The following is a 24,316-nucleotide window of genomic DNA, read 5'->3' as shown; positions in this document are numbered from 1 at the left end:
CGTTTCCATTGCCACCCTACATGGGGCAAGGTATCAGCGGGAAAGCCTGTATTGACAGGCGATGTAAGGGCCTGCTGGCTAAGTGTCAACGTCGCGCCCCCGTGCGCGGCACCAACCGACCCAACTGCGAAGGAACCGCCATATGTTCGACCGTCTCAAACCGATTGCCACCTCTGTCATTCTGATGGGGGCACTCGGCGCCGCACCGGTCCTGGCCGATGACAGCGCCCCGACCGCCGATACCGTGGTTGCCACCGTTGGCGGCACCGATATCACGCTGGGCCATATGCTGACGCTGCGGGCCGGTCTGCCCGAACAGTTCACCCAAGTGCCCGCCGACGTGCTCTACAAGGGCATTATGGACCAACTGGTGCAGCAAACGCTGCTGGTGAACGCCCATGACGGCGATCTGCCCAAACGCGCCGCACTGGCACTGGAAAACGAGCGCCGCGCGCTGATCGCCTCCGAGGAGATGGCCGACATCGTGGAAACCGCCGTGACAGACGAGGCGATCCAGACCTATTTCGACGACAACTATACGAACGGCGAAGACGTCACCGAATTCAAGGCCGCGCATATTCTGGTCGAGGCCGAAGAAGACGCGCAGAAATTGGTGGACGAGGCCCGCGGCGGCGCCAGCTTTGCCGATTTGGCCAAAGAACACTCCACCGGCCCCTCCGGCCCCAGCGGCGGCGAGCTGGGCTGGTTCAGCGAAGGCATGATGGTAGAGCCGTTTCAAGAGGCCGTCGCGCAGATGGAGCCGGGCAGCATCAGTGACCCGGTCGAGTCGCAATTCGGCTGGCACGTGATCAAGCTGGAGGAAACCCGCATCAAGGACGCCCCCAAGCTGGAGGACGTGCGCGCCGAAATCGAAGAGGCGCTGCGCCAGCAGGCCATCGAGGCCCGCATCACCGAACTGGAGGAGGCGGGCAGCGTTGACCGCGCAGCCGGCGACGCGCTGGACCCGGCAGTTCTGAACCAGTTCGACCTGCTGGAAGAGTAAGCAAACGTGGCCAAGATCACCTCCGTCTCGCCGCTGGCGCCCGCTGCCTTTCCGGATCTTCCGGCCATCAAGGGCGTTCGTTTCGCCAGCATCGCCGCCGGTGTGCGCTATACCGGGCGCACCGATGTGATGTTGGCGCATCTTGCGCCGGGCAGCACGGTGGCGGGGGTGTTCACCCGCTCGGCCACGCGCTCGGCGCCGGTTCTGGACTGTCAGGCCAAGATTGGCCGTGACGGCGGCGAGGGGGCGGCGATCATCGTGAATTCGGGCAATTCCAACGCCTTCACCGGGCGCCACGGGGTGGAATCTGTCCGTGCGGTGACGTCCGGGGTGGCCGATGTGCTGGGCCTGCCGGCGCATCGGGTTTTTTCCGCCTCCACCGGTGTCATCGGTGAGCCGATGAAGCACGAGCGCATCGTCGCCAGCCTCGGCGCGCTGAACGACACGCTGAGCGACGACGGCATGGCAGACGCCGCCCGTGCGATCATGACGACCGATACCTTTCCCAAGGGATCGGCCACCCAGATCGAAATCGACGGCAAGATCGTGCAGATTGCCGGCATCGCCAAAGGCTCCGGCATGATCGAGCCGGACATGGGCACGATGCTGGTCTATATTTTCACCGATGCACAGGTTGACCAGCCGGTGTTGCAATCCATGGTCAGTGCGCTGAACCGCACCACGTTCAACTGCATCACGGTGGATAGCGACACGTCCACCTCCGACACCCTGCTGGTCGGCGCAACGGGGGCCTCGGGCGTGCGCATCACCGAACATTCCATCGGCTTCATGGAAGGGCTGCGCCGCGTCATGCTGGACCTAGCGCAACAGGTGGTGCGCGATGGCGAGGGCGCGACCAAGCTGGTCGAGGTGTCCGTCACCGGCGCCGCCAGCGATGCAGATGCACATAAACACGCCAAGGCGATCGCCAATTCACCGCTGGTCAAGACGGCCATCGCCGGTGAGGATCCCAACTGGGGCCGCGTTGTCATGGCCGTCGGCAAATCCGGTGCGCGCGCTGATCGCGATACGCTGGCGATCTGGTTCGGCGATATCAAGGTGGCCGAAAATGGCTGGGTCAGTCCCGACTATGACGAAACCCGCGCCGCAGCCTACATGACACAACAGGAGCTGTTGATTCATGTCGATCTGGGTCTGGGCGGTGGCACCGCGCGGGTCTGGACCTGTGATCTGACGCATGGCTACATCGACATCAACGCCGATTATCGATCGTGAAGGTCGTTCTGGTTTCGGCGGCCGCGCTCATCGATGTCGATGGGCGTGTCCTGCTGGCGCAGCGGCCCGAGGGCAAGTCGATGGCCGGTCTGTGGGAATTTCCCGGCGGCAAGGTCGAGCCGGGAGAGACACCCGAGGCCGCGCTGATCCGCGAACTGCACGAAGAACTGGGCATCGACACATGGGCCAGCTGCCTCGCGCCGCTGACCTTTGCCAGCCATTCCTACCAGGATTTCCACCTGCTGATGCCACTGTTTGCCTGCCGCAAATGGAACGGCATCGTGCAGGGGCGTGAGGGGCAGGCGCTGAAATGGGCGCACGCAGCGGATTTGAGAAACTATCCGATGCCGCCTGCGGATGTGCCGCTGATCCCGATATTGCGCGACTGGCTGTAGCTGGAGCGTTTCGCGAAACGCCTTGGAACACAGCAAAAGGGCGCCCGTTAAGGCGCCCTTTTTAGTGTCCATCGCCCGACTGGATCACTCCAGCGTGCGAACGATTTCCTCACGCTCGAAGATCTCGATCACGTCGTTCGGACGGACATCGTCGTATCTCTCGAAAGCCATGCCGCATTCCTGACCCGACTGAACCTCTTTCACTTCATCCTTGAAGCGCTTGAGCGTTTTCAGCGTGCCCTCGTGGATCACGACATCGTCGCGCAGCAGGCGCACACCGGCAGAGCGGCGCGCGATGCCTTCGGTGACAAGGCAACCGGCGACATTGCCGACGCCTGTAACCTTGAAGACTTCCTTGATCTTGGCGTAGCCGATGAACTTTTCGCGGATCTCGTTGCCCAAAAGGCCCGAAGCCGCTGCCTTCACGTCATCGACCAGGTCGTAGATCACCGAATAATACCGGATCTCCACACCCTTCTGGTTCGCGCTTTGGCGTGCGGGTGCGTTGGCCCGGACGTTGAAGCCGAACACAGGCGCACCGGACGCTTCGGCAAGGCTGATATCGGATTCTGTGATGGCACCGACACCCGAGTGAAGGACGCGCACGCGCACCTCATCATTGCCGATCTTCTCCATCGCCTGGCTGATCGCCTCGGCCGAGCCCTGTACGTCGGACTTAACAAGAATTGGCATTTCGGCCACGTTCTTGCTTTCCTTGGCTTGCGCCATCAACTGGTCCAGCGTGACGGCAGCACCGGCTGCGGCGCGCTTCTCCTTGGCGGCATTGGCACGGTACTCTGCAATCTCGCGGGCCTGCGCTTCGGTGTCGACGACGTTCAGAACGTCACCCGCCGAGGGCGTGCCATTGATACCCAGAACCTCGACCGGAACGGACGGGCCTGCCTTCTTGACGCGGTCGCCCTTGTCGTTGATCAGCGCGCGGACCTTGCCGTACTGCTCGCCCACGACAAAGATGTCGCCTTGGCGCAACGTGCCCTTCTGGATCAGCACGGTCGCGACGGGGCCGCGGCCCACATCCAGCTGTGCCTCGATCACGGCGCCTTCGGCCGCGCGGTTCGGGTTCGCCTTCAACTCGAGGATCTCGGCCTGAAGCGCGATGGCCTCCAGCAATTCATCCAGCCCCTTGCCGGTCTTGGCGCTGACCTCGACGTCCTGCACGTCACCCGACATCGCCTCGACGACGATCTCGTGTTGCAGCAGGTCGGTCCGTACTTTTTGCGGGTTCGCCGAAGGCTTGTCGATCTTGTTGATCGCGATGATCATCGGAACCTTTGCCGCCTTGGCGTGGTTGATCGCCTCGATGGTCTGCGGCATGACGGCATCATCGGCGGCCACCACCAGAACGACGATATCCGTCACCTGAGCGCCGCGCGAGCGCATCGACGTGAACGCCGCGTGGCCGGGCGTATCGAGGAACGACAGAACGGAGCCGCCGGCAGTCTTGACCTGATAAGCCCCGATATGCTGCGTGATCCCGCCCGCTTCGCCAGACTGAACCTTGGCATCGCGGATGGCGTCCAGCAGCGACGTCTTGCCGTGGTCGACATGGCCCATGATGGTGATGACCGGCGGACGCGGCAGCATGTCCTCAGCCTTATCTTCGATTTTTGCGATCACGTCCTCGACGTCCGCGTCCGAGACACGCACGACGCGGTGGCCGAATTCCTCGATGATCAGCTCGGCAGTGTCGGCGTCGATCGCCTGATTCTGCGTGACCATCATGTCATTGTTCATCAGCGCCTTGACCACGTCGGCGACCCGCTCGGCCATACGCTGGGCCAGTTCGGCGACAGAGATGGTTTCGGGCAGCTGCACGTCGCGGATGATCTTCTCACGCTCTTGCGTGCCACCCATTGCCTTTTGACGGTTGCGCTCTTGCTTGCGCTTCATCGCGGCCATGGATTTCTGGCGGCCACCTTCGCCGCCCGACAGCGCCTGATTCAGCGTCAACTTGCCCGTACGGCGATGGTCTTCGCCCATGCCCTTGCCCTTGGCGGGGCGTTTGGTTTCCGTGTCGCGATCCTGCTTGCGCGGGGTCGACGCGGGCGCGGGACCGCCGCGCGGGGCGACGCGGGCGGCGTCCGGCTCGGCCGGGGTGGCAGCCTGCTTGGCTGCGTCCTCGGCGGCACGGCGCTGGCGTGCGTCCTCTTCTTCCTTGGCTTTCAGGGCCTCGATGCGCTCTTGCTCTTCGCGCTCCTTGGCCTCGGCATCGTCACGGCGGCGCTGGCGCTCTACCTCGCGCTCTTTTTCTTCGGCTTCGCGGCGCGCGGCATCCTCGCCCTCACGGGCCTTGGCGGCCTGAAGCGCCTTCATCCGGCGCTCCATCTCGGCGTCGGATATGCCTGCGGGACGTCTGGAGGGATCACCAACGGGCGCGGGTTTGCCAGCACCAGCGAGGTTGCCTGCGCCCGGCTTGGGCACGACGACGCGCTTGCGCTTGGTTTCCACCACGACGTTCTTGGTCCGGCCATGGCTGAAGCTCTGCTTCACGTTGCCCGCACGCGGACCGCCACGAACACCCAATGTTTTCTTTCCGTCGTTGTCGCTCATTTGGTCTTTTTCCCTTTCCGATGGCCGCTGCCATCGTCCGAAACGCGCAGGCCCTTGAGCCTTGCCGCCTCATCTACAACACGTTGCGTCAAACCACCAGCGGACAGTGCCGCATGAATTGTGGTTTGTCGCCCGAAGGCCTGTCCCAGCTCATCGGCCGTCAGCCAGCCGATAAAACTGCCGTAATGCGGCGTGCTGAGCTTGGATTTGCCCCGCTCCGACCCGTCGCTGGCCTGTATCAAAACCTCGGCCTCTTCCTTGTCCAGGCTGGCCTTGACCTTCTCATAACCCGAAACCGCGCGCCCCCCCTTGCGGGCGAGGCTGATCAGGTTGACCACCCGCTGCGCCAGCAGGGATTCGACCCAGTCGGTCAGCCCCTCGGGCACCTGCACCGGCTGCCTGGCGGCGCGGGCGAACAGGCCCTTGGTTGCCGCCTTGTCCAGTGCGGCACGGTCGGCAGCCACCCAGATGCCCCGGCCCGGCAGTTTTTCCATCAGGTCGGGGGCAATCTGCCCCTCCGGCCCGATGACAAAACGGAGCAGCCCGAATTTCGGCTGCACCTCGCCTGTGGCGATGCACTTGCGCTCGGGACCGTCATCTCGGTCTTTGGGTTGCCCACCGCGGCCCATAAGGTCTCTCCGAAGCCTGCGATCAGGCTTCGGAATCCTCCTCGGTCTCGTCTTCTTCTGTCTCGGCCTCAAGCTCGGTCGGATCGACCCAGCCCAGCATCACGCGCGCGGTCATGACCATGTCCTGCGCTTCCTCAAGCGAGACGTCGAAAGGCTCCAGCAGGCCGTCATCCTTGATGCGTTCGCCGTCCTGAATGGTCCAGCCGCCGGCCAGCTCCCAATCGGCGCAGGTTGCGAAGTCTTCCAGCGTTTTCACGCCATCCTCGGCCAGCGCAAGAACCATCTGGGGTGTCAGCCCCTCGAATTCAACCAGGCTGTCCTCGACACCCAGTTCGCGGGCCTTGTCCAGCGCGGCCTTGGCCTTGGCCTCGAGGATATCGCGGGCACGGGCCTGAAGTTCCTTTGCGGTGTCGTCGTCGATGCCGTCGATCACCATCAGTTCGTCCAGATCGACATAGGCGACCTCTTCGAGATTGGTGAAGCCTTCGGAGACCAGCAGCTGGGCAAAGAATTCGTCCAGATCCAGATTTTCCATGAACAGGCCGGTGCGCTCTTCGAATTCCTTCTGGCGGCGCTCGCTATCCTCGGCCTCGGTCATGATGTCGATGTCCAGACCGGTCAACTGGCTGGCGAGGCGCACGTTCTGACCGCGGCGACCGATGGCGAGGCTCAGCTGTTCCTCGGGCACGACGACGTCGATCTTGCCGGCCTCTTCGTCCAGAACCACCTTGGTCACTTCGGCAGGCTGCAACGCGTTGACCAGGAATGTCGGCTGGTCGTCGTTCCACGGAATGATGTCGATCTTCTCGCCCTGAAGCTCGTTCACGACGGCCTGAACGCGGCTGCCGCGCATACCGACGCAGGCACCGACCGGGTCGATGGAGCTGTCATAGCTGATGACGGCGATCTTGGCGCGGCTGCCGGGGTCGCGCGCGACGGCCTTGATCTCGATGATGCCGTCGTAGATCTCGGGCACTTCCATCTTGAACAGCTCGGCCATGAATTCCGGCGCGGTACGCGACAGGAAGATCTGCGGGCCGCGCTGTTCGCGGCGCACATCCTTGATGTAGCAGCGGATGCGGTCGCCGGGGCGATATGCCTCGCGGCCGATTTTCTCGTTCCGGCGCAGAATGGCTTCGCCGCGACCCACGTCGACGATGACGTTGCCGTATTCCTCGCGCTTGACCAGACCGTTGATGATGGTGCCGGCGCGGTCCTTGAATTCCTCGAACTGGCGGTCACGCTCGGCTTCGCGGACCTTTTGCAGGATCACCTGCTTGGCCGATTGGGCAGCGATTCGACCCATTTCCACAGGCGGCACTTCTTCGGCGAATTCGTCGCCGATCGTGGGCTCGGCCATGTATTGCCTGGCCTGCTCGACGGTGAATTCGGCCTGATAGTTTTCGACCTCGTCATCGGCGACCACGGTGCGCACGCGGGTGAACGTCGCGCGGCCCGTCTTGCGGTCGATGCTGACGCGGATGTCCATTTCGGCGCCATAGCGGGACTTGGCCGCGCGCGACAGGGATTCTTCCATCGCCTCGACCACCAGACCGGGGTCGATCATCTTTTCGCGGGCCACGGCCTCGGCGGTTTGCAGCAGCTCAAGCTGATTTGCAGATGTGATTGCCATGGATATCAGTCCTCCTCAGAACCGGTGTCAGTCTGGATTTCGTCAAATTCGGTTTCGTCTATGGTGCCCGCCGCCTTGCGTTGGCGCAGCATTTCTTTAATCAACTCGTCGGTCAGGACCAGCTTGGCGTCGGCCAGCCAGTCGAATTGCAAGCCAATGGTGCCTTCGTCGACGTTGATCAGCACCTCGGTGCCCTCAACCCCGGCCAGTATCCCCTTGAAGCGTTTGCGACCATCAATCAGATCGTTCGTCTCGATCTTGGCCTCGTAACCCTCGAACGCCTCGAAATCCTTGAGCCGGGTCAGCGGGCGGTCGATGCCGGGGCTGGAGACCTCAAGCGTATACGCCTCGGTCAGCGGATCCTCGACATCCAGCGTGGCGCTGACGGCGGTGCTGACCTGCGCGCAGTCATCCACCTCGATACCGCCCTCGGGCCGCTCGACCATGATCTGAAGCGTGTGATATTTGCCGCCCATCAGCCGCACGCGCACCAATTCGAACCCCAGATCCTCGATCACGGGTGTGATGATCTCGGCCATGCGGCGGTCGATGGCGGCTTTGGCGATAAGGTCGTTGTTCATGGCGATCAGGTCAGTCTTTCTCATAGGTGTCGGCAAGCACAAAAAAACGGGCGCGCGGCCCGTTGCATTATCCGGTGGTGCGCTTCGGTGTGGACCCGAACCGCGCCGCTATCAATCCGCATATAGCGAAGCGGTCGGCAGGATGCAAGGGGATTGGCACGCCCCCGGCAATCAGCGCTGCGCCAGCCCATCCATCACGCGCACCAATTCAGCGCTGATCCCGGGTTCGGACAGGGCGTGACCGGCCAGCGGGATCATATGCAGGCGGCTGCCGGGCCAGGCATTTGACAGCTCATGGGCCGTCGCGGGCGGGCAAATCATGTCGTAGCGGCCCTGCACGATGGTGCCCGGCACCTGCGCCAGTTTGCCGACGTTGGACAGGATCCATCCGTCGTGATCCAGAAACCCGGCATGGCTGAAATAGTGATTCTCCAGCCGGGCAAAGGCGCGGGCGTAGTCCGCCGGGCTGTCGCCGCCGACCCCGGTGGAATTGACGGTGGCCAGCGCGTTTTCCCACGCGCTCCACGCCTTGGCATGCAGGATTTCAGTGTGCAAATTACCAGAAAACAGCCGTTGGTGATAGGCGCCGATCATATCCCCGCGCTCCTCCTCGGGGATCAGATCCTCGAATCGGGCCCATGTTTCGGGCCAGAACCGCCCGGCCCCGCCGCCATAGAACCAGTCAAGCTCGGCCTGGGTCATGGTGAAAACGCCGCGCAGCACCAGATGCGCGCAGCGATCCGGATGGGTGATGCCGTAGACCAGCGCCAGCGTGGCGCCCCAGCTGCCGCCGAAAACGATCCACCGCTCGATCCCCAGCGTCTGGCGGATCAATTCTATGTCATCAATCAGATGCCAGGTCGTGTTCGCCTCGACCGATGCATGGGGTTTCGAGCGTCCGCAGCCGCGCTGATCGAACAGGATGATGCGATAGGTCGCCGGGTCAAAATAGCGTCGCATCGCCGGGCTGCACCCCCCACCGGGGCCGCCGTGAAATACGATGACGGCGCGCCCCTGAGGGTTTCCCGACTGTTCGACATAAACCTGATGGCCATCGCCCACGTCCAGCATCTGGCGGTCGAACGGCTCGACCGGGGGATACAGATACTGGATCGCGCTTTTATGCACCGAGATTTTATCCATGCCCGCCCTATGTTATGTCGCGCACACAGGATAAAAGGTGATGCGCCTCTGGCGCAATGAATCATACGGAGAGCGAAATGCAAAGGGCAGCATCCACCATAGACCAGGGCGAAGTTGCCAAGTTCCAGGCCATGGCCGAAGAGTGGTGGGATCCCACCGGCAAGTTCAAGCCGCTGCACATGATGAATCCCTGTCGGCTGGACTACATCACCCGGCAGATCGCCGCCGAATTTCAGCGGGATCTGAGCGACGCCGCGCCATTTACGGGCCTGCGCATCCTGGATATCGGCTGCGGCGGGGGCCTGCTGTCCGAACCGATGGCCCGTCTGGGCGCCGAGGTGGTCGGCGCCGATGCCGCCGAACGCAACATTCCCGTCGCGCAGGTTCATGCGCGGCAATCGGGGCTGGAGATCGACTATCGCCACACCACAGCCGAGGCACTGGCCGCGGCGGGCGAGCAGTTCGACGCCATTCTGAACATGGAGGTGGTCGAGCATGTCAGCGATCCGGCGGCCTACCTGACCGCCTGCCGCGCATTGCTGAAACCGGGTGGCTTGCAGATCTGCTCCACCCTCAACCGCAATCCGAAAAGCTATGTCGCGGCCATCATCGGCGCCGAACATGTGATGCGCTGGCTGCCCAAGGGCACGCATGACTGGGCGAAATTCATCACGCCCGATGAGCTATATGAACTGCTGCGACAGGCGGGGCTGGAGCCGGTGGATCGCAAGGGATTCGTGTTCAATCCGATCAGCTGGAAATGGTCGATTTCCGACCGCGACCTGAGCGTGAATTACGTCACCGCCAGCCGCAAACCGCGCTAGGCATCCGGCTCCAGCCGGGCGCGCAGGCCGCGCAGCACCGGCAGGGCCGCGCGCACCTTGTCTTCGCCCAGTTCCGAAACGACCTCGGAAATCAGCGGCGTGATCGACGATATCGCCGCCGCGCGCGCGCGGCGACCTGACGGGCTGATCGACACCCGCTTGCGCCGCGCGTCATCCCAATCGGGCCGGATATGGACGTACCCGGCCCATTCCAGCTTGCGCAGGGTATTGGTCATGGCGCCGCGTGTGACGTGAAAGTTCTTGGCCAGTTCGGCAGGGCTACGTTCGGCGCCCGCCCGGGCCAGATGATTCAACACCGAAAAATGCGATATCTCCATCCCCTTGGGCAAAACGCGGCTCAGTTGATTGCGGATCAACTGGTCGTTCGTCAGGATCTCACTGAACAGTGCGACAGCAAGGGCGTTGGTGGGGGTATCGTCCATTCAGGGGCCGTCAAATCCAGGGTTATGCATCAGCGCCGGGATGCGCTGGCGCGCTTGTGCCACCTCGTCCATGCTCAGATCAACGTAAATCACCCCCGGCGCGGTGCCGCCATCCCCCAGCACCTCGCCCCATGGCGATATGGTCAGAGAGTGCCCATAGGTCTGGCGCGGCTTGCCATGGCTGGCGCTGTGCGTGCCGGTCTGGGCGGGGGCCAGCACATAGGACCCCGTTTCGATCGCGCGGGCACGCAGCAGCGTTTCCCAATGCGCCGCGCCGGTGACCGGCGAAAAGGCCGACGGCACGGTCAGAACAAGCGCGCCTGCCTGCGCAAGGTTGCGGTAGAGATGCGGAAACCGGACATCGTAGCAGATTGTCATCCCCAAAAGGCCGAAGGGCATGTCCGCCAATACCGCCTGTGTACCGGGAAGATAGCCAGCCGATTCGCGATAGCTTTCACTGTCCGAGATGGTAACATCGAACATGTGAATTTTGTCATACCGCGCGGCAATGCCCCCATCCGGGGCGATCAGGAACGACCGGTTTGCAAACCGCCCGTCCGCATCCCCCGTCTTCAGCGCCAGCGAGCCGATCAGCAGCCAGATCCCCCGCGTCGCCGCCAGATCGCGCAGCGCGGCCAGCGTCGCATCCTCGCCCTCGGGCCGCAGCACGTCCATCTGACGGGTGCGGCTGGCCGATACGCAGTTGGTGACCTCGGGCGTCAGAACGAAACCGGCGCCGCCTGCGACAGCCTGCTCGATCAGCGCCGCCGTCGCTGCGAGGTTCGCGGCAGGATCGTCACTGCTGCACAATTGGACCAGCGCGGCCCTCATGCCGCCAGCAGCGCGTCCAGTTTGCCCGCCCGCTCCAGCATGAACAGATCATCGCAGCCGCCGACATGCGTCTGGCCAATGAAAATCTGCGGCACGGTGCGCCCGCCATTGGCGCGCTGTGTCATCTCGGAGCGCCGCTCGGGCTGGCGGGCGATATCGATCTCGGCAAAGTTGACGCCCTTTTGCGACAAAAGGCGCTTGGCCGCGTGGCAAAAACCGCAAAGCGGCGAGGTGTAGATTTCGACGGGTTGCATGGCGGGCCTTCTTTTGGTTCAGGGCGTGCCTTTGAATTTAGGCATCCTTGCGCGCGCGCGCCAGTACCAGAATATCGACGCCCGCCGCCCCCGCCGCAAGGCACGCGTTCGCCGCCGCTGAAAAGGTGGCGCCCGATGCCATCACGTCGTCCACCAACAGGACATGCCGCCCGGCCAGACGGATGCGCCGCCGGGGATGCACGCGGATCGTGCCCTCCATCGTCGCAAACCGGGCATCGCGCCCCAAACCGCCCAAGGACGGCGTGGCGCGCGGACGGATCAGCAGATCGGGGCACATCGGGCGGTCGACCTCGGCGGCAACCGCGCGCGCCAGCAGCGCGGCCTGATTGTAGCGGCGACGAAGCAGCCGCAGCCAGTGCAGCGGCACCGGCGCGAACAGCGTATCGGGGCGCAGCAGCGGCTGCGCGGCGCGCGCCATCCAGACAGCGGCGGGGCGCACCATGTCCTGCCGGTCACCATGTTTCAGCGCCAAGACCAGTTTGCGCCCAGTGCCCGAATACGTCAGCGCCGCGCGCCCTGCGTCCCATGGTCGCGGTGTTCTGAGGCAATCGTCACAGGTCAGCAGGTCGCCCGGCGCGTCCGGCCCGGCAGGCAGCGATACGCCGCACAGGTTGCACACCTGCCCCATCACGAAAGGCGTATCGCGCCAGCACGGCCCGCAGAGACCGAAATCGCTGTCCACCAGATCGCCGCAGACGGTGCAGCGCGGCGGATAGACCAGCCGCAGTGCCGATTGCAAATGCGTGGCCTTCACCTATATGTCCCATCCATGCGAATGATGTTCCCCCGATGACCGCGCAACTGACAGACCGCGCCGCCCTGATGCGCCAGCGCGCCCGCGCCGTTGACGCAGGTCCGGCGCTGTTCCTGCACGAGGCGGCAACCGACGAGATGCAGGATCGCATTTCGATGGTTAACAAAGCGTTTACAGCGCCTGCAATCATCACCGGCTGGCCGGCGCCATGGCGCGCCGCCTTTCCCGAGGCGACGATCATCGCGGACGAGCCGACCCTCGCGCTGGAGCCGGAAACCCATGATCTGGTCATTCACGCCATGGCGCTGCACTGGTCGGACGACCCGGTGGGCCAACTGATCCAAGCGCGCCGCGCGCTGAAACCTGACGGCCTGTTTCTGGGCGTCATGTCGGGCGGCACGACGCTGCACCAGTTGCGCGCCAGCCTGGCGCAGGCAGAATCCGAGGTGACGGGCGGCCTGTCGCCCCGGATCGCCCCCACCGGCGAAGTGCGCGATCTGGGCGGCTTGCTGCAACGCGCCGGGCTGGCCCTGCCGGTTGTGGACAGCGTACCGTTGACCGCCAGCTATACCGATATGACCGCCCTGATGCGCGATCTGCGCGCCATGGGCGAAGGCAACGCCATGGCTGCGCGGCCCCGCCATTTCGCCCGACGCGCCGTGTTCGACCGCGCCGCGCAGATCTATGCCGATGCCTTCGGGGATGGCGCAGGACGGATCATCGCCACCTATGATCTGATCTTTCTCACCGGCTGGGCACCGCATGCGTCACAGCAGCAGCCACTCCGCCCCGGGTCGGCCACAACGCGGCTGGCGGACGCCCTGAACACCAAAGAGACACCGCTGGACGATTGACCCCCGCCGTCATTCGCTTATGTCCCGGTTTCAGACCGGCGCAGGATAAAGGACGACCCCATGACGCAGCCAACCCTTCAGGCCACCTGCCCCGCGCATGCGCCCGTAGATCACCCCGCGATCCCACGTGAGAAGACAGGCATCCTTCTGGCAAATCTCGGCACGCCGGATAGTTACGACTATTGGCCAATGCGCCGCTACCTGAACGAATTCCTGTCCGACCGCCGCGTGATCGACTATTCCCCGTGGAAATGGCAGCCGCTGCTGCAACTGGTGATCCTGACGAAGCGCCCCTTCACCTCGGGCAAGGCGTATAAATCGATCTGGAACGAGGCCAAGGGCGAAAGCCCCCTGATGACGATCACCCGCGACCAGACCGACGCAATGCGCAACACACTGACCGCCGAATATGGCGACGACGTGATGGTCGATTTCTGTATGCGCTACGGCAATCCCTCGACCCGGTCAAAAGTGCGCGAAATGACCGAAGCAGGCTGCACGCGCATCCTGTTCGTGCCGCTTTACCCGCAATATGCCGGGGCGACGTCCGGCACGGCAAATGACGAATTCTTTCGCGCGTTGATGAAGGAAACCCGCCAGCCCGCCGCGCGCACCATCGCGCCCTATTTCGACCAGCCTGCCTATATCGATGCGTTGGCGACCTCGGTCGAGACGGCCTATGCAGGCGCAGCACGGCCCGAAATTCTGGTCGTATCCTATCACGGCATGCCGCAGCGCTACCTGATGCAGGGCGATCCGTATCATTGCCAATGCCAGAAAACGACGCGCCTGCTAAAGGAACGGCTGGGCTGGGATGACAGCCAGATCACCACGACGTTCCAGTCGGTCTTTGGTCCCGAAGAATGGCTGAAACCCTACACCGTCAAAGAGGTCGCGCGCCTAGCCACCGAAGAAGGCAAGCGCCGGATCGCCGTGGTCGCCCCCGCCTTTTCCGCCGATTGCATCGAGACGCTGGAAGAGATCAACGAGGAGATCCGCGAAAGCTTTGAAGAGGCCGGAGGCGAGGAATTCACCTATATCCCATGCCTCAACGACAGCCCGGCGCATATCGACGCGCTGGCGGATATGATCCGCGAAAATCTGCAAGGCTGGATCTGACTGACCGGCAAAGAAAAAGGCGCTGAACCCGATGGTCCAGCGCCTATTCCGTAGCAAAAATCGCGAAACGCTTTAGTCAGCAATGACCACAGCTGCGACGATTGCCAGCAGAACCAGCGGAACCCAGACACCTGCGGACGACGAGCTAGCGTTGGTTTCTTCGACGATGACGGGCGCTTCCATGACGGGCGGCTCCATGTTGCCAGCGAAGGCAGTCGAAGCAGCAGCGGAAAGAGCAGCGGCGAGAACGATTTTTTTCATAGTATTCTCCAGAAATTAGCCTGCGCCGCGTATCGCGACAGCAAGCACCCAAGACGTTTACCTCGTGTCAACTTTGTAGACAGCAATTTTTCGTGATTGCAATTAATTCTGGGCTGAGCTGGCCAAGAGGCGTCGCCACTTCGTCAAATAAGCAACACTTGCGTGCCGACTTTGGTGAGGCTGAAAAGCTCGGCGATGTGCTGATTGTACAGGCCTATACAGCCGCTCGACGATTTGCGCCCGATCTTGCGTTTATCGTGCGTGCCGTGGATCCGGTAATACTTCCACCCCAAATACAGGGCATGGGTGCCCAGCGGATTATCCGGGCCGGGCGGCACATATCTGGGCCAATCCGGATTGCGCTTGAGCATGTTTGCCGTCGGGCTCCAGCTGGGCCCCACGACCTTGCGGGTTATGCTGGTGCGGCCCCGGCGCGTCAGACCCTCGGACATGGGCACGGAGGACGGATAAAGCCTGTAGGTCTTGCCATCCGCACTCCAGAAATGCAGGGCACGCGAATCGATATCGACCAATACGGCGCCGTTTCTGAGGCTTGAGAAGTAAGGCTGCCAGGTCAGCGACCGAAAGCTCGAGATGTTGCGACGCACGGTGGAGCTTACATCCGCCTCCATCTGGGTGGTGTTCACGCTCTGCCCTATTGCGGGGGCACCTATCATAGCGACTGATGCAGCCAGAAAGCTGCGACGATTCAACATCTTGGGGGTATTCTGATTCATATCTGCCTCCAAGGCGGCGGGATGCTTCTGATCCGGTTGACCATATTGCGCGAAAGACGCAGTCGCAATTCAAACTATACCACAACCGCGAGGTTCCGGCCATGTGGGTTTGAATCGCAACGCCGGGCACTGTACAGCTTGCACACACAAATCATGCTGGGTGGTCCTTAGTCTATGTCGCGAATTCTGGTTCTTCTCCTCACCGCACTGCTCGCTCTCAGTGCCTGTGCGCCTTCTCTTCCGTCGCAACCGCAGATCGGCCCCGATGGTAAGCCGTTGCCGAAGGTCTACCCTATCCGGTCCCGCGACACGTCGACGATCCAGTACCGCATGCTGGATTCGGTCAATTCCCTGCGCAGCGCCGCGGGCCGTAGCCCGGTCGCGTTGAACGCGCAGTTGAACGCAGCCGCAGCGACCCATTCGCGCGATATGTCGGTGCAGAACAGGCCGTGGCATTTCGGCTCGGACGGGTCGTCCCCGATCGACCGGATCCGCCGCGTGGGATATACGGGCAACCTCGTCGGCGAAAACATTTCGGAAACCTACGAGACCGAGCTGGAAACCCTCGCCGCATGGATGGATGAACCCTCGACGCGCAAGGTCGTGCTATCGCCCAACGCCCGCGATCTGGGGTTTTCCTGGCTTCAGGAAAACAATGGCAAGATCTGGTGGACCATGGTGATGGGCGGCTGACGCCCCACTGCCCTGCCCGCCTGAAATGTCAAAACGCCGGAACGGGGTCAAATCCGCTCCGGCGCTTTCGTCTTCCTAATTATACTAATGCCCGGGCCGCAACCCGACATCCTGTCATGGATATACCGTAATGGGCGTGCCGTCCTTCACCATTGCATAGATCCATTCGACCTCTTTGTTGCTGACGGCGATGCACCCGGCGGTCCAGTCGCGCCCCTGACGACGCCCCTTGGCTCCGTTGGGTTGACCATGAATAAAGATATCGCCTCCCGGGCTTTTGCCCCGCGAATAGGCCTGCGCGCGATCCACCACATTGGGATAGGAGATTCCGATGGACAGGTGGAATTTGCTGTTCGGATTGCGGCGGTCGATCAGATACGTGCCCTCGGGCGTGCGCCCGTCGCCCTCTTCGGTTTTGTGACCGGCCGGCATAAAGCCAAGGTCGAAATCGTAATCCTCCAGCACCTTGTTATGATGCAGCAGATACATCTTGCGCTCGGCCTTTTTCAGCACGACATGCGTGACTTCGGGGCCTTTATACGTCTTGAACTTGGAACCGCATGCCGACAGTCCAACAACGACCAGCGCGATCGCAAAAAATCTAATAATCCTCATGTGCCCTACTCGATCCGTTTTTTTCTATGTATACCCCAGTTTGGGGGCCCCGAGATAGAGGAAATTCGCAGGCACGCGTCACATCCGGGCGAAATCGGCCACCAGTTCGACGTGACTGGACCACCGAAACTGGTCCACCACGCGCAATCCGGACAGGGTATACCCGCCCGAGATCAGCGCCGCCGCATCGCGTGCAAAGGTCACCGGATTGCACGAAACATAAGCGATGCGCGGGATCGCCGCAGCGATCAACTGCGCCACCTGCGCCTCGGCCCCGGCGCGCGGCGGATCGATCACCGCCCCGTCAAAGCGTTTCAGTTCGTCCGGCAGCAGTGGGCGGCGAAACAGATCGCGCACCTCCCCCGTCACCTGTTTCAGCCCCGCCGCCTTGCGCCAGCCAATGTCGAGCGCCTCGATCATCGCCGCCTCGCCTTCGACCGCATGAACCTGCGCCCGCGCAGACAGCGGCAACGTAAATGTGCCGCACCCGGCGAACAGGTCGACGATCCGCGCCGCATCCGTCACCGCCGCCATGACATCGGCCAGCAGCGCCGCCTCGCCCTCGGCCGTCGCTTGCAGGAACGCGCCGGGCGGCGGGACGATCTGGGTGTTTCCAAAGCGTTGCACAGGCGAATTGCGCGTGGCGATCACCTCGCCCTCCCACGCAAGGCGCGCCAGATCATGCGCCTCGGCCAGCCCGGCAAGCGTGATACGCAGTGGACCGTCCAGCGCCCGGCCGCCCGTGACGTTTACATCCAGCCCCCCGCCCGACAGGCAGGCGGCCACGTCCAGCGCGCCCTTGCGGCTGGCCGTTTCCCGCGCCAGCGCCGCGGCCACCGGGATCGCGCGCATCAGATCGGGGTGCAGCAGCCGGCACTCCGGTATTTCCACAATCACATCCGACGCACGCCCATGAAACCCGGCCATCGCGCCCTTTTTGGTGCGCCGCGCCGACAGGGTCGCACGCCGCCGCGCCTGCGGCGGGGACGTTGCGATGGGACGAAACGGCGCCTCGATCCCGTGCGCAGCGAGGGCGGTGCGCACGACATCTTCTTTCCACGTCGCGACAAAGGCGTCATCCGCATGCTGTAACTGACAGCCTCCGCAGGCCTTGAAGTGTCGGCAGGGCGGCGAGACCCGGCGCGCGCTAGGCTCATCGATGCGAATATCCGCCAGCCGCTGGCCGTTCAGCGTGCCGCTGACCACCTCGCCGGGCAGGGTCATGGGCGCGAATACCGGGCCGGCGGCGATGCCGTCCCCCTGATGGCCCAGACGGTCGATGCGATAGCTCATGGCGTCCCTTCCAGCAATTCCTGCCGCGTCAGGGCAAAGCCCGAGGCGATCCACCGCTCTTCGAGCGTTTTCAACCGTGCGCCCAGCGCTGCGCCCTGATGCTGCGGCATCAGATCGCGCGCCTTGATCGGAAATACCGCCTCGGCGCCAATCGATGCCGCATCCAGCGCGGCAACGTCCAGCGGCCCCTCCAGCATGGCCGCACGCAGCAGCAAAATATCGCGCGCGCTCGACAGCCCGTGTCGGTAGCCCAGCGCAGCGGGGCCTGTTGGCGCGCCGACCTCGCCACGCAGCAGATCCAGCCGCGCCCCATCGGCATTCGACAGGCGCAAACGCTCGCGCGGTGCCTCACCGCCAAGGGCCGCAAGGCGGCGCATGGATTCGGGCGGCGTGCCGGTCTGATCCTCAAGATGCACCAGCGGCGCCAGCGCCCGCATATCCGCCCCCGGCAGAACCCGCGCCAATGCTCCGACCTGTGCCATCGCAGCAATCGCCAGCGCCGGATCAGGCGCAGCCAGTAGCCGCCGCATTTCGGTGCCAACCCGTTCGCGGGCAAGGCTGTCCAGACCATCCAGATTATCAGCGACGGCAGCCAGCCCATCGGCGTCGATGCCGCGATCGCCACCATATTGGGCGTGAAACCGAAAAAACCGCAGGATGCGCAGATAGTCCTCAACGATACGCTGGCCCGCGTCACCCACAAAGCGCACGCGCCGCGCCAGCGCGTCCGGCAGCCCGCCCAGCGGGTCGATCACCACACCATCGGCATCGGCATAGAGCGCGTTCATCGTGAAATCGCGGCGGCGCGCATCCTCGGCCATCTCGCGGGTGAATTCGACAGTCGCGCGCCGCCCGAATGTTTCGACATCGCGGCGAAACGTGGTGACTTCGTGCGGCACACCATCCGCGACCAGTGTCATGGTGCCGTGATCGGCGCCAGTTGGCACGGCCTTGATGCCCGCCGCCCTGGCCAGCTGCGTCATTTGCTGGGGTGTCGCGTCGGTGGCAAGGTCCAGATCGCCGACCGGCTCGCCCAGGACAGCATTGCGCACCGCGCCGCCCACCAACCACGCCCGATGACCCGCATCACGGAACGCGGCGAACACCGCCTGAAGCGGCGCAGCGGCCAGCCAAGGCGCGTCGATCCTCACGGGCGGCCCGCCACTTCGGCCAGCGACCGCAGCATCCGCGCCGTCGCGCCCCAGATATAATAGGGGCCGAATGGCACGGTATAATACCGCCGCATCGTGCCACGCCAATAGCGCGCCTCAATCCGGTAACGGCAGCGCCGTAGCACGTGACCGAGCGGTACATCGAACACCTCGGCCACCTCGGCCACTTCCGGGACGGGGATGTAGGGGGACAGCACGCGCGCGACCACGGGAGTCACGGTAAACCCTGTCACCGTCTCATGCGTGGGCAAATATCCCAGAACCTCGACATTGGCAGGGTCAAGACCGATCTCCTCGCGCGCCTCGCGCAGCGCAGCGGCGGTCACGTCGGCATCGCCCTCGTCCTGCTTTCCGCCCGGAAAAGCAATCTGGCCGGGGTGATGTTTCAGCCCCGATGACCGCTGCGTCAGCACAACACGCGCGCCGGTCGCACCCATCATCAGCGGCACCAGAACGCCGGCCGGGCGCAGCCTGCGCCCCTCGGCCAGGACCGTTTCGGGGTTCAGATCGAAATCAGACGTCGGCCCCCCTGCGCGGCCCAGCGCAGTGGCGACCGCCGCGATGGGATCTGACGCACTCATGCCGCGCCGCCGTCATCCTTGCTGCCTGCCTTGCCTTGCGTGGACTCGAACCCCAGTGTTTCGGGGTCCAGATCGTAATGCGCGCCGCAGAACTGGCAATCGGCGGTGACGCGGCCATCGTCCCTCGTCATCGTCTGAATATCCTTGGCCGAGTAAATCGACAGGCTCTGGCGCACACGCTCGGCCGAGCAGGTGCAACCAAACCGGACAGCCTGCGCATCATAAACACGCGGCGCCTCTTCGTGAAACAGCCGCAGCAAAAGGTCAGTCGGCGCGACGCTGGGGCCGATCAGTTCCAACTCGTCGACTGTATCCAAAAGCACGTTCGCACGGGTCCAGTTCTCACCCTCTTCGCCGTCCGGGGCGACATCGGCGGGCTGCAACAAGCGTTCCTCGCCACTGCCCGCACCGGCAATCTGCGGCGACGCCTTGGGCATATGTTGCAGCATGACGCCGCCGGCCCGCCAATGCTCGGAACCTGCCTGTTCCGTCGAGCGGCCAAAGCTCAGGGCAAATCTGGTGGGAATCTGCTCGGACTGGGCAAAATATGCCTCGGCGCAGGCGCGCAGGCTGCCCCCTGCCAGCGGCGTGATACCCTGGTAAGGGGTGGTGCCCTTGCCCTGATCGATCATGATGGCAAAATATCCCTCGCCAACCTGTGCAAACGGGGCGGCATCCGTCAGGCGATCCGCGTCATAACTGGCATAGGCCCGGATGCGCGCAGGCTCTCCGTCCTCTTGCGGGCCGTAGTAATCGGTGGCGATCATGCGAACAGGGCCGTTCGACTGCACCTGAAGCGACAGCTTCCAGCGCAGCTTGATCGTCTGGCCGATCAGCGCGGTCAAAAGGGCCATTTCCGCGACCAACGCCTCGACCACCGGGGGGTACTCATGCTGCTTCAGGATGCCGCCAAGCACCCCGTCAAGCCGCGCAACGCGACCCCGAATATCCGAATTATCCAGCTGGAACGGCAGAACCGTGTCGTCCCAGGCAAGTTTTTCACCGAGTGTCATGGGGGTTTCCTTATGTGCCGGACCTTGGCATATCGCGAAGATATAGGCAGGGGCAACCCGCCGTCCAAGAGGAGCAAACCATATGATCCGACGCGTGGGAAATCTGCCCCGGCCCGATATCTCCTATCGGATGCGCCACGGGGTCTATGCAATCCTGCCGCGGCAGGGCGGTCTGCTGGTCACTCTGCAAGAGGAACCAAAGCCGGAATTACAGCTACCGGGCGGAGGAATAGATCCGGGCGAATCGCCACTGCGCGCGCTTCACCGCGAAGTTATGGAGGAAACCGGGTGGATCATCGCGGCGCCCCGCCGGATCGGTGCGTTTCGCCGCTTCGTCTATATGCCGGAATATGACATGTGGGCCGAAAAGCTGTGCACGATCTATGTCGCCAGACCGGTACGGGCGATCTGTGCCCCGACGGAGGCCGGTCATCGCCCCCTGACAATCAGCACCCCCGATGCCACCGAACAGCTGGGCAACGAAGGCGATCGCATGTTCGTCAGCCACTGGGCCGGATTGGCTTGATCTCCAGCAGGATCGCCGACACATCGTCGGCAAAGCTGTCATCGCCTGCGAAATCGGCCAGTTTCCAGATCAACGATTCCAGGCACGCCATCGCGCGCGTGCCGCGCAGATCCTCCAGCAGTCGTGCCAGCCCCTCATCATCCAGCAGCTTGCCGTCCATCCCGGCGCACTCTGTCACCCCATCCGAATGAATCATCAGCCGATCCCCCGGGGCAAGCTGAACCTCGAACTCCTGAAATTCGGCCCCCGGAATCAGACCGACCGGTAATCCGCCACATCCAATCATCTCGACCGAACCGTTCGCGCGCTGGACAGCCGGATACGGATGGCCGGCCTGCGCCATCACCACCCGGCCGGTCGCCAGATCCACATCGGCCAGCAGCAGGGTAAAGTAGTGCTCCGTCTCCAGTTCGCTAAGAAATAGGTCATTAAGCGCGGCGATCGTCTGCCCGGGCGGGCGCGATGCGAAGGTGCCATCGGGCATTCGGCGCATCGCGACGTTCTGCTCAGGTGCCGCGCCCGACAGGTACCCCGCCAGCCGCGCCGTCATTAACGCCGAACTGATTCCATGGCCCGACACATCGATGCCGTACAGACCGATGCGCGTGTCACTGACCGGAAACATCCCCACCAGATCACCGCCCACATGCCCCGATGATCGCAACAGCATCGACACCTCAGCGGTGCCATAATCCCGGTGGCGATCACTGACCAACGACTGCTGCAGTTTTTTCGCCTCGATCAGGTCATTGTCCAGCGATTCATAGAGCGCGCTCAGCTTCCCAAGGGTAGCGTTGATCAAGCGGTTCTTGTCGGTCAGTTGCCGTTCCATCTGCAAAATCCGCTCGCCCGCCGCGATGCGCGCGCGCAATTCGCCGGAATTGACCGGTTTTGTCAGAAAATCGTCCGCACCTGCATCCAGACCACTGGCAATCTCTGCCTTGTCCGATTTTGACGTCAGCAGGATGAAATATCCGTAGCTTTCACGGTCCATACGGCGAAATTCATCGCAGAATTCCAAACCGGACATGCCGGGCATCATCCAATCGCTCAACACCAGATCCGGCGGGTCGGACCGGCAGATCTGCAACGCGTCTTCGCCTGACTCGGCCTCGGCCACCACGAACTCCCACTTCCTGAGAGATGCGGCAAGAATACGCCGCTGCAATCGGCTATCGTCGACAATCAGAACACGCTGAATCGCACGGGTCGAGGCGGCTACATCCAGCGCGGGATCGGTTGGCAGTTGAGTAATATGGGACACGGAAATTCCCTTTGAAAATAATTCACCAGTCCTAGCGCACAAAGGATTAACACTCGGTGAAAGTCGATATTTTTGACCAGGCCGCTCCCCGTAACGCCTTGTTAAGAGATATGCGCCATTTTCAACCGCAAATGGCGGAGGCGACATGATTGATTGGAGTCGGGTCAGAGAATTGCAAAATGAAATCGGCGCCGAAGATTTCGGCGAGGTGGTTGAAATATTCCTGGAGGAGGTCGAGTCCGAGATCGCTGATTTGCATGCCGGGTGCGATCCGGCGCAGTTGGAGTACAAATTTCACTCGCTCAGAGGGAGCGCGCTGAATTTGGGCTTCCGGGCATTTGCCGAACATTGCCAGACCGGTGAAACGGCTGCAGCACAGAGCCAACACTCACAGATTGATGTCCCGGCAACGCGCACCATCTACGATCTCTCAAAAACAGAGTTCCTGACACGCCTGAACCAGCAAAGCCGATGAAACAGCCCCTGTCGGCGATCAACAGGAAGGCTGGGGAAATACGAAGGCAAAATGCCGGGCGTCGGTCAGATCAGGAATTCGGCCAGTACCCTGTCGTCGGTGATATCGCGATAGTCAAACCCTGCTGACGTGAAAGCCCCCAGCAGACGCACGAAATTCTCTTCGCGGCTCGTTTCGATACCGATCAAGACCGAGCCAAAGTTGCGCGCGGATTTCTTGAGATACTCAAATCGGGCAATGTCGTCTTCAGGGCCCAGCAAATTCAGGAAATCCTTCAGCGCACCGGGTCGCTGAGGCATACGAAGGATAAAATACTTCTTGACCCCGGAATGGCGCTGCGCGCGTTCCTTGACCTCGGGGAGGCGCTCGAAATCGAAGTTTCCACCGGAGGTCACGCAGACCACAGTCTTGCCACGGATACGGTTTTTCATGTCCTTGAGCGCGTCGACGGCCAGCGCGCCAGCGGGTTCCAGCACGATACCTTCGATGTTCAGCATTTCGATCATCGTCGTGCACAAACGGTCCTCGTCGACGGTCACCGCCTGACCGGGGTCAAGATGGCGCAGCCGTTGAAACGTTCGCGCGCCAATCTGCGCCACGGCGGCGCCATCGGCAAAGGTGTTCACATGCTCCAGCCGCACGGGCGCACCGGCCATCAGCGCCGCATGCAGGCTGGCGCCCCCGGCTGGCTCGACCAGTGTCAATTCGGCCCGATCACCAACATAGCTGCAAACGCCGGCCGACAGTCCACCACCGCCGACAGGCATCACGATGTGATCAGGCATTCCGCCTAGGTCGCGTTCGATCTCGACCATCACCGAGGCCTGGCCCTCAATCACGTCCTCGTCGTCAAATGGCGACAGGAAATGCGCGCCGATACGCACGCAATACTCCTGCGCCGCAGCGAGCGTGACGTCAAAATAATCGCCTGTCAGTTCGACACGGACGTTGTCACCGCCGAAAATCCGCGTCTTGCCGATTTTTTGCTGCGGCGTCGTGACCGGCATGTAGATAACGCCCTGCACGCCGAAATGTCGGCACATGAACGCAACGCCCTGCGCATGGTTGCCCGCGCTGGCGCACACAAAGGTCGGCGTCTCGTCGCCCAGCGCCAACACCTTGCGCATGGCATTGAACGCGCCGCGCAGTTTGTAAGAGCGGACCGGCGTCAAATCCTCTCTTTTTAGCAATATGTTGGCGTCGTAGCGCTCGGACAGATGCTCGTTGCGCTGAAGCGGAGTCGGGTCAAAGACCGGGCGCATCGCAGCTTCGGCGGCGCGGGCGTTTTGCTGAAAATCACTCATGCGGACATGCCTGCCTCAACCGCCTGCCCGGCGCAAGACATGGCGAACCGCCGGGCATCGCTTTTCCATGGATGGGCGGGACATTTTCCGG

The 24,316-nt window shown here is 62.9% G+C and carries 27 protein-coding genes; 9 read left to right on the top strand and 18 right to left on the bottom strand.

Annotation, left to right across the window (positions count from 1 at the left end; all coding sequences use genetic code 11):
- Window positions 1–142 precede the first annotated feature (142 nt).
- From FGD77_RS07430 to mutT, 3 genes are read left to right on the top strand one after another with little or no spacing between them, the layout of a single operon-like run.
- The gene (locus FGD77_RS07430; protein ID WP_255008062.1) at window positions 143–1,003 is read left to right on the top strand and encodes a peptidylprolyl isomerase; all 861 of its coding nucleotides are present in this window, start codon (window positions 143–145) and stop codon (window positions 1,001–1,003) included.
- Window positions 1,004–1,009: 6 nt separating this feature from the next.
- Window positions 1,010–2,239, top strand: coding sequence for a bifunctional glutamate N-acetyltransferase/amino-acid acetyltransferase ArgJ (gene argJ, locus FGD77_RS07425; protein ID WP_255008060.1), 1,230 nt, complete (start codon window positions 1,010–1,012; stop codon window positions 2,237–2,239).
- Window positions 2,236–2,634: an 8-oxo-dGTP diphosphatase MutT gene (gene mutT, locus FGD77_RS07420; RefSeq protein ID WP_255008058.1), complete on the top strand. Its 399-nt coding sequence runs from the start codon at window positions 2,236–2,238 to the stop codon at window positions 2,632–2,634. The genes argJ and mutT overlap by 4 nt, the downstream gene beginning before the upstream one ends.
- Before the next feature lie 84 nt (window positions 2,635–2,718).
- On the opposite strand, the gene infB is transcribed toward mutT, so the two are convergent.
- The 5 genes from infB to pip form a co-directional block, all read right to left on the bottom strand.
- Window positions 2,719–5,205, bottom strand: a complete 2,487-nt coding sequence (gene infB, locus FGD77_RS07415; protein WP_255008056.1) for a translation initiation factor IF-2 — start codon at window positions 5,203–5,205, stop codon at window positions 2,719–2,721.
- Window positions 5,202–5,834, bottom strand: a complete 633-nt coding sequence (locus tag FGD77_RS07410) for an RNA-binding protein (RefSeq protein ID WP_255008054.1) — start codon at window positions 5,832–5,834, stop codon at window positions 5,202–5,204. The genes infB and FGD77_RS07410 overlap by 4 nt, the downstream gene beginning before the upstream one ends.
- 22 nt (window positions 5,835–5,856) lie before the next feature.
- Window positions 5,857–7,467 carry a transcription termination factor NusA gene (gene nusA, locus FGD77_RS07405; protein ID WP_255008052.1) on the bottom strand — a complete coding sequence of 537 codons (1,611 nt, stop codon included), beginning with the start codon at window positions 7,465–7,467 and terminating at the stop codon, window positions 5,857–5,859.
- A gap of 5 nt (window positions 7,468–7,472) precedes the next feature.
- Window positions 7,473–8,048 carry a ribosome maturation factor RimP gene (rimP, locus tag FGD77_RS07400; protein ID WP_255008051.1) on the bottom strand — a complete coding sequence of 192 codons (576 nt, stop codon included), beginning with the start codon at window positions 8,046–8,048 and terminating at the stop codon, window positions 7,473–7,475.
- Between the two features lie 171 nt (window positions 8,049–8,219).
- Window positions 8,220–9,191 (bottom strand): prolyl aminopeptidase, encoded by a 972-nt coding sequence (gene pip / locus FGD77_RS07395; protein ID WP_255008049.1) that lies wholly within the window; start codon window positions 9,189–9,191, stop codon window positions 8,220–8,222.
- Window positions 9,192–9,268: 77 nt separating this feature from the next.
- Between pip and ubiG the strand changes: the two genes are divergently transcribed.
- Window positions 9,269–10,015, top strand: coding sequence for a bifunctional 2-polyprenyl-6-hydroxyphenol methylase/3-demethylubiquinol 3-O-methyltransferase UbiG (gene ubiG / locus FGD77_RS07390; protein ID WP_255008047.1), 747 nt, complete (start codon window positions 9,269–9,271; stop codon window positions 10,013–10,015).
- Here ubiG and FGD77_RS07385 read toward each other — a convergent pair.
- Genes FGD77_RS07385 through FGD77_RS07370 form a run of 4 tightly spaced genes read right to left on the bottom strand, consistent with a single transcriptional unit; the run spans window position 10,012 to window position 12,318 of the window.
- Window positions 10,012–10,458 carry a MarR family winged helix-turn-helix transcriptional regulator gene (locus tag FGD77_RS07385; protein ID WP_255008045.1) on the bottom strand — a complete coding sequence of 149 codons (447 nt, stop codon included), beginning with the start codon at window positions 10,456–10,458 and terminating at the stop codon, window positions 10,012–10,014. The two genes, ubiG and FGD77_RS07385, sit on opposite strands and share 4 nt — an antisense overlap.
- Window positions 10,459–11,289, bottom strand: coding sequence for a carbon-nitrogen hydrolase family protein (locus FGD77_RS07380; protein WP_255008043.1), 831 nt, complete (start codon window positions 11,287–11,289; stop codon window positions 10,459–10,461).
- On the bottom strand, window positions 11,286–11,543 hold the full coding sequence (gene grxC / locus FGD77_RS07375) for a glutaredoxin 3 (RefSeq protein WP_255008041.1): 258 nt from the start codon (window positions 11,541–11,543) through the stop codon (window positions 11,286–11,288). Before grxC ends, FGD77_RS07380 begins: the two co-directional genes overlap by 4 nt.
- 37 nt (window positions 11,544–11,580) lie before the next feature.
- Complete coding sequence (locus tag FGD77_RS07370; protein WP_255008039.1) at window positions 11,581–12,318, bottom strand: double zinc ribbon domain-containing protein; 738 nt, start codon at window positions 12,316–12,318, stop codon at window positions 11,581–11,583.
- Window positions 12,319–12,353: 35 nt separating this feature from the next.
- Between FGD77_RS07370 and FGD77_RS07365 the strand changes: the two genes are divergently transcribed.
- Together FGD77_RS07365 and hemH are read left to right on the top strand one after the other, a co-directional pair.
- Window positions 12,354–13,172: a methyltransferase domain-containing protein gene (locus FGD77_RS07365; protein WP_255008037.1), complete on the top strand. Its 819-nt coding sequence runs from the start codon at window positions 12,354–12,356 to the stop codon at window positions 13,170–13,172.
- Window positions 13,173–13,232: 60 nt separating this feature from the next.
- Entirely contained in the window at window positions 13,233–14,291 is a 1,059-nt protein-coding gene (gene hemH, locus FGD77_RS07360; protein ID WP_255008034.1) for a ferrochelatase, read from the top strand.
- A gap of 72 nt (window positions 14,292–14,363) precedes the next feature.
- On the opposite strand, the gene FGD77_RS07355 is transcribed toward hemH, so the two are convergent.
- Window positions 14,364–14,552, bottom strand: coding sequence for a hypothetical protein (locus tag FGD77_RS07355; RefSeq protein WP_255008031.1), 189 nt, complete (start codon window positions 14,550–14,552; stop codon window positions 14,364–14,366).
- A 143-nt stretch (window positions 14,553–14,695) separates the two neighbouring features.
- Window positions 14,696–15,289, bottom strand: coding sequence for a L,D-transpeptidase (locus FGD77_RS07350; protein ID WP_255008028.1), 594 nt, complete (start codon window positions 15,287–15,289; stop codon window positions 14,696–14,698).
- Between the two features lie 174 nt (window positions 15,290–15,463).
- Here FGD77_RS07350 and FGD77_RS07345 point away from each other — a divergent pair, with 174 nt between their 5' ends.
- Window positions 15,464–15,982: a CAP domain-containing protein gene (locus FGD77_RS07345; RefSeq protein ID WP_255008025.1), complete on the top strand. Its 519-nt coding sequence runs from the start codon at window positions 15,464–15,466 to the stop codon at window positions 15,980–15,982.
- A 114-nt stretch (window positions 15,983–16,096) separates the two neighbouring features.
- Here the strand turns inward: FGD77_RS07345 and FGD77_RS07340 are convergent, their stop codons facing one another.
- The 5 genes from FGD77_RS07340 to FGD77_RS07320 all read right to left on the bottom strand — a co-directional run bounded on the left by FGD77_RS07340 (window position 16,097) and on the right by FGD77_RS07320 (window position 20,656).
- Window positions 16,097–16,597, bottom strand: a complete 501-nt coding sequence (locus tag FGD77_RS07340) for a murein L,D-transpeptidase family protein (protein WP_255008024.1) — start codon at window positions 16,595–16,597, stop codon at window positions 16,097–16,099.
- A 78-nt stretch (window positions 16,598–16,675) separates the two neighbouring features.
- Window positions 16,676–17,890, bottom strand: coding sequence for a class I SAM-dependent RNA methyltransferase (locus FGD77_RS07335; RefSeq protein ID WP_255008023.1), 1,215 nt, complete (start codon window positions 17,888–17,890; stop codon window positions 16,676–16,678).
- Window positions 17,887–19,035, bottom strand: coding sequence for a CCA tRNA nucleotidyltransferase (locus tag FGD77_RS07330; RefSeq protein WP_255014134.1), 1,149 nt, complete (start codon window positions 19,033–19,035; stop codon window positions 17,887–17,889). Before FGD77_RS07330 ends, FGD77_RS07335 begins: the two co-directional genes overlap by 4 nt.
- A gap of 2 nt (window positions 19,036–19,037) precedes the next feature.
- The gene (locus FGD77_RS07325; protein WP_255008022.1) at window positions 19,038–19,643 is read right to left on the bottom strand and encodes a CoA pyrophosphatase; all 606 of its coding nucleotides are present in this window, start codon (window positions 19,641–19,643) and stop codon (window positions 19,038–19,040) included.
- Complete coding sequence (locus FGD77_RS07320; RefSeq protein WP_255008020.1) at window positions 19,640–20,656, bottom strand: Hsp33 family molecular chaperone HslO; 1,017 nt, start codon at window positions 20,654–20,656, stop codon at window positions 19,640–19,642. Before FGD77_RS07320 ends, FGD77_RS07325 begins: the two co-directional genes overlap by 4 nt.
- A gap of 82 nt (window positions 20,657–20,738) precedes the next feature.
- Here FGD77_RS07320 and FGD77_RS07315 point away from each other — a divergent pair, with 82 nt between their 5' ends.
- Complete coding sequence (locus FGD77_RS07315) at window positions 20,739–21,182, top strand: NUDIX domain-containing protein (protein ID WP_255008010.1); 444 nt, start codon at window positions 20,739–20,741, stop codon at window positions 21,180–21,182.
- On the opposite strand, the gene FGD77_RS07310 is transcribed toward FGD77_RS07315, so the two are convergent.
- On the bottom strand, window positions 21,157–22,437 hold the full coding sequence (locus FGD77_RS07310) for a SpoIIE family protein phosphatase (protein WP_255014132.1): 1,281 nt from the start codon (window positions 22,435–22,437) through the stop codon (window positions 21,157–21,159). The two genes, FGD77_RS07315 and FGD77_RS07310, sit on opposite strands and share 26 nt — an antisense overlap.
- Before the next feature lie 154 nt (window positions 22,438–22,591).
- On the opposite strand from FGD77_RS07310, the gene FGD77_RS07305 reads away from it, so the two are divergent.
- A complete protein-coding gene (locus FGD77_RS07305; protein ID WP_255008007.1) occupies window positions 22,592–22,921 on the top strand; it encodes an Hpt domain-containing protein in 330 nt (109 codons plus the stop codon).
- 65 nt (window positions 22,922–22,986) lie between these two features.
- Here FGD77_RS07305 and ilvA read toward each other — a convergent pair whose 3' ends face one another.
- On the bottom strand, window positions 22,987–24,225 hold the full coding sequence (gene ilvA, locus FGD77_RS07300; protein WP_255008005.1) for a threonine ammonia-lyase IlvA: 1,239 nt from the start codon (window positions 24,223–24,225) through the stop codon (window positions 22,987–22,989).
- Window positions 24,226–24,316 lie beyond the last annotated feature (91 nt).

The sequence above is a fragment of the Roseovarius sp. M141 genome (assembly GCF_024355225.1).
In the GTDB taxonomy this organism is placed as follows: domain Bacteria; phylum Pseudomonadota; class Alphaproteobacteria; order Rhodobacterales; family Rhodobacteraceae; genus Roseovarius.
Note: the sequence above shows the minus strand (reverse complement) of the source record. Positions and strands in the feature narration are given on the sequence as shown.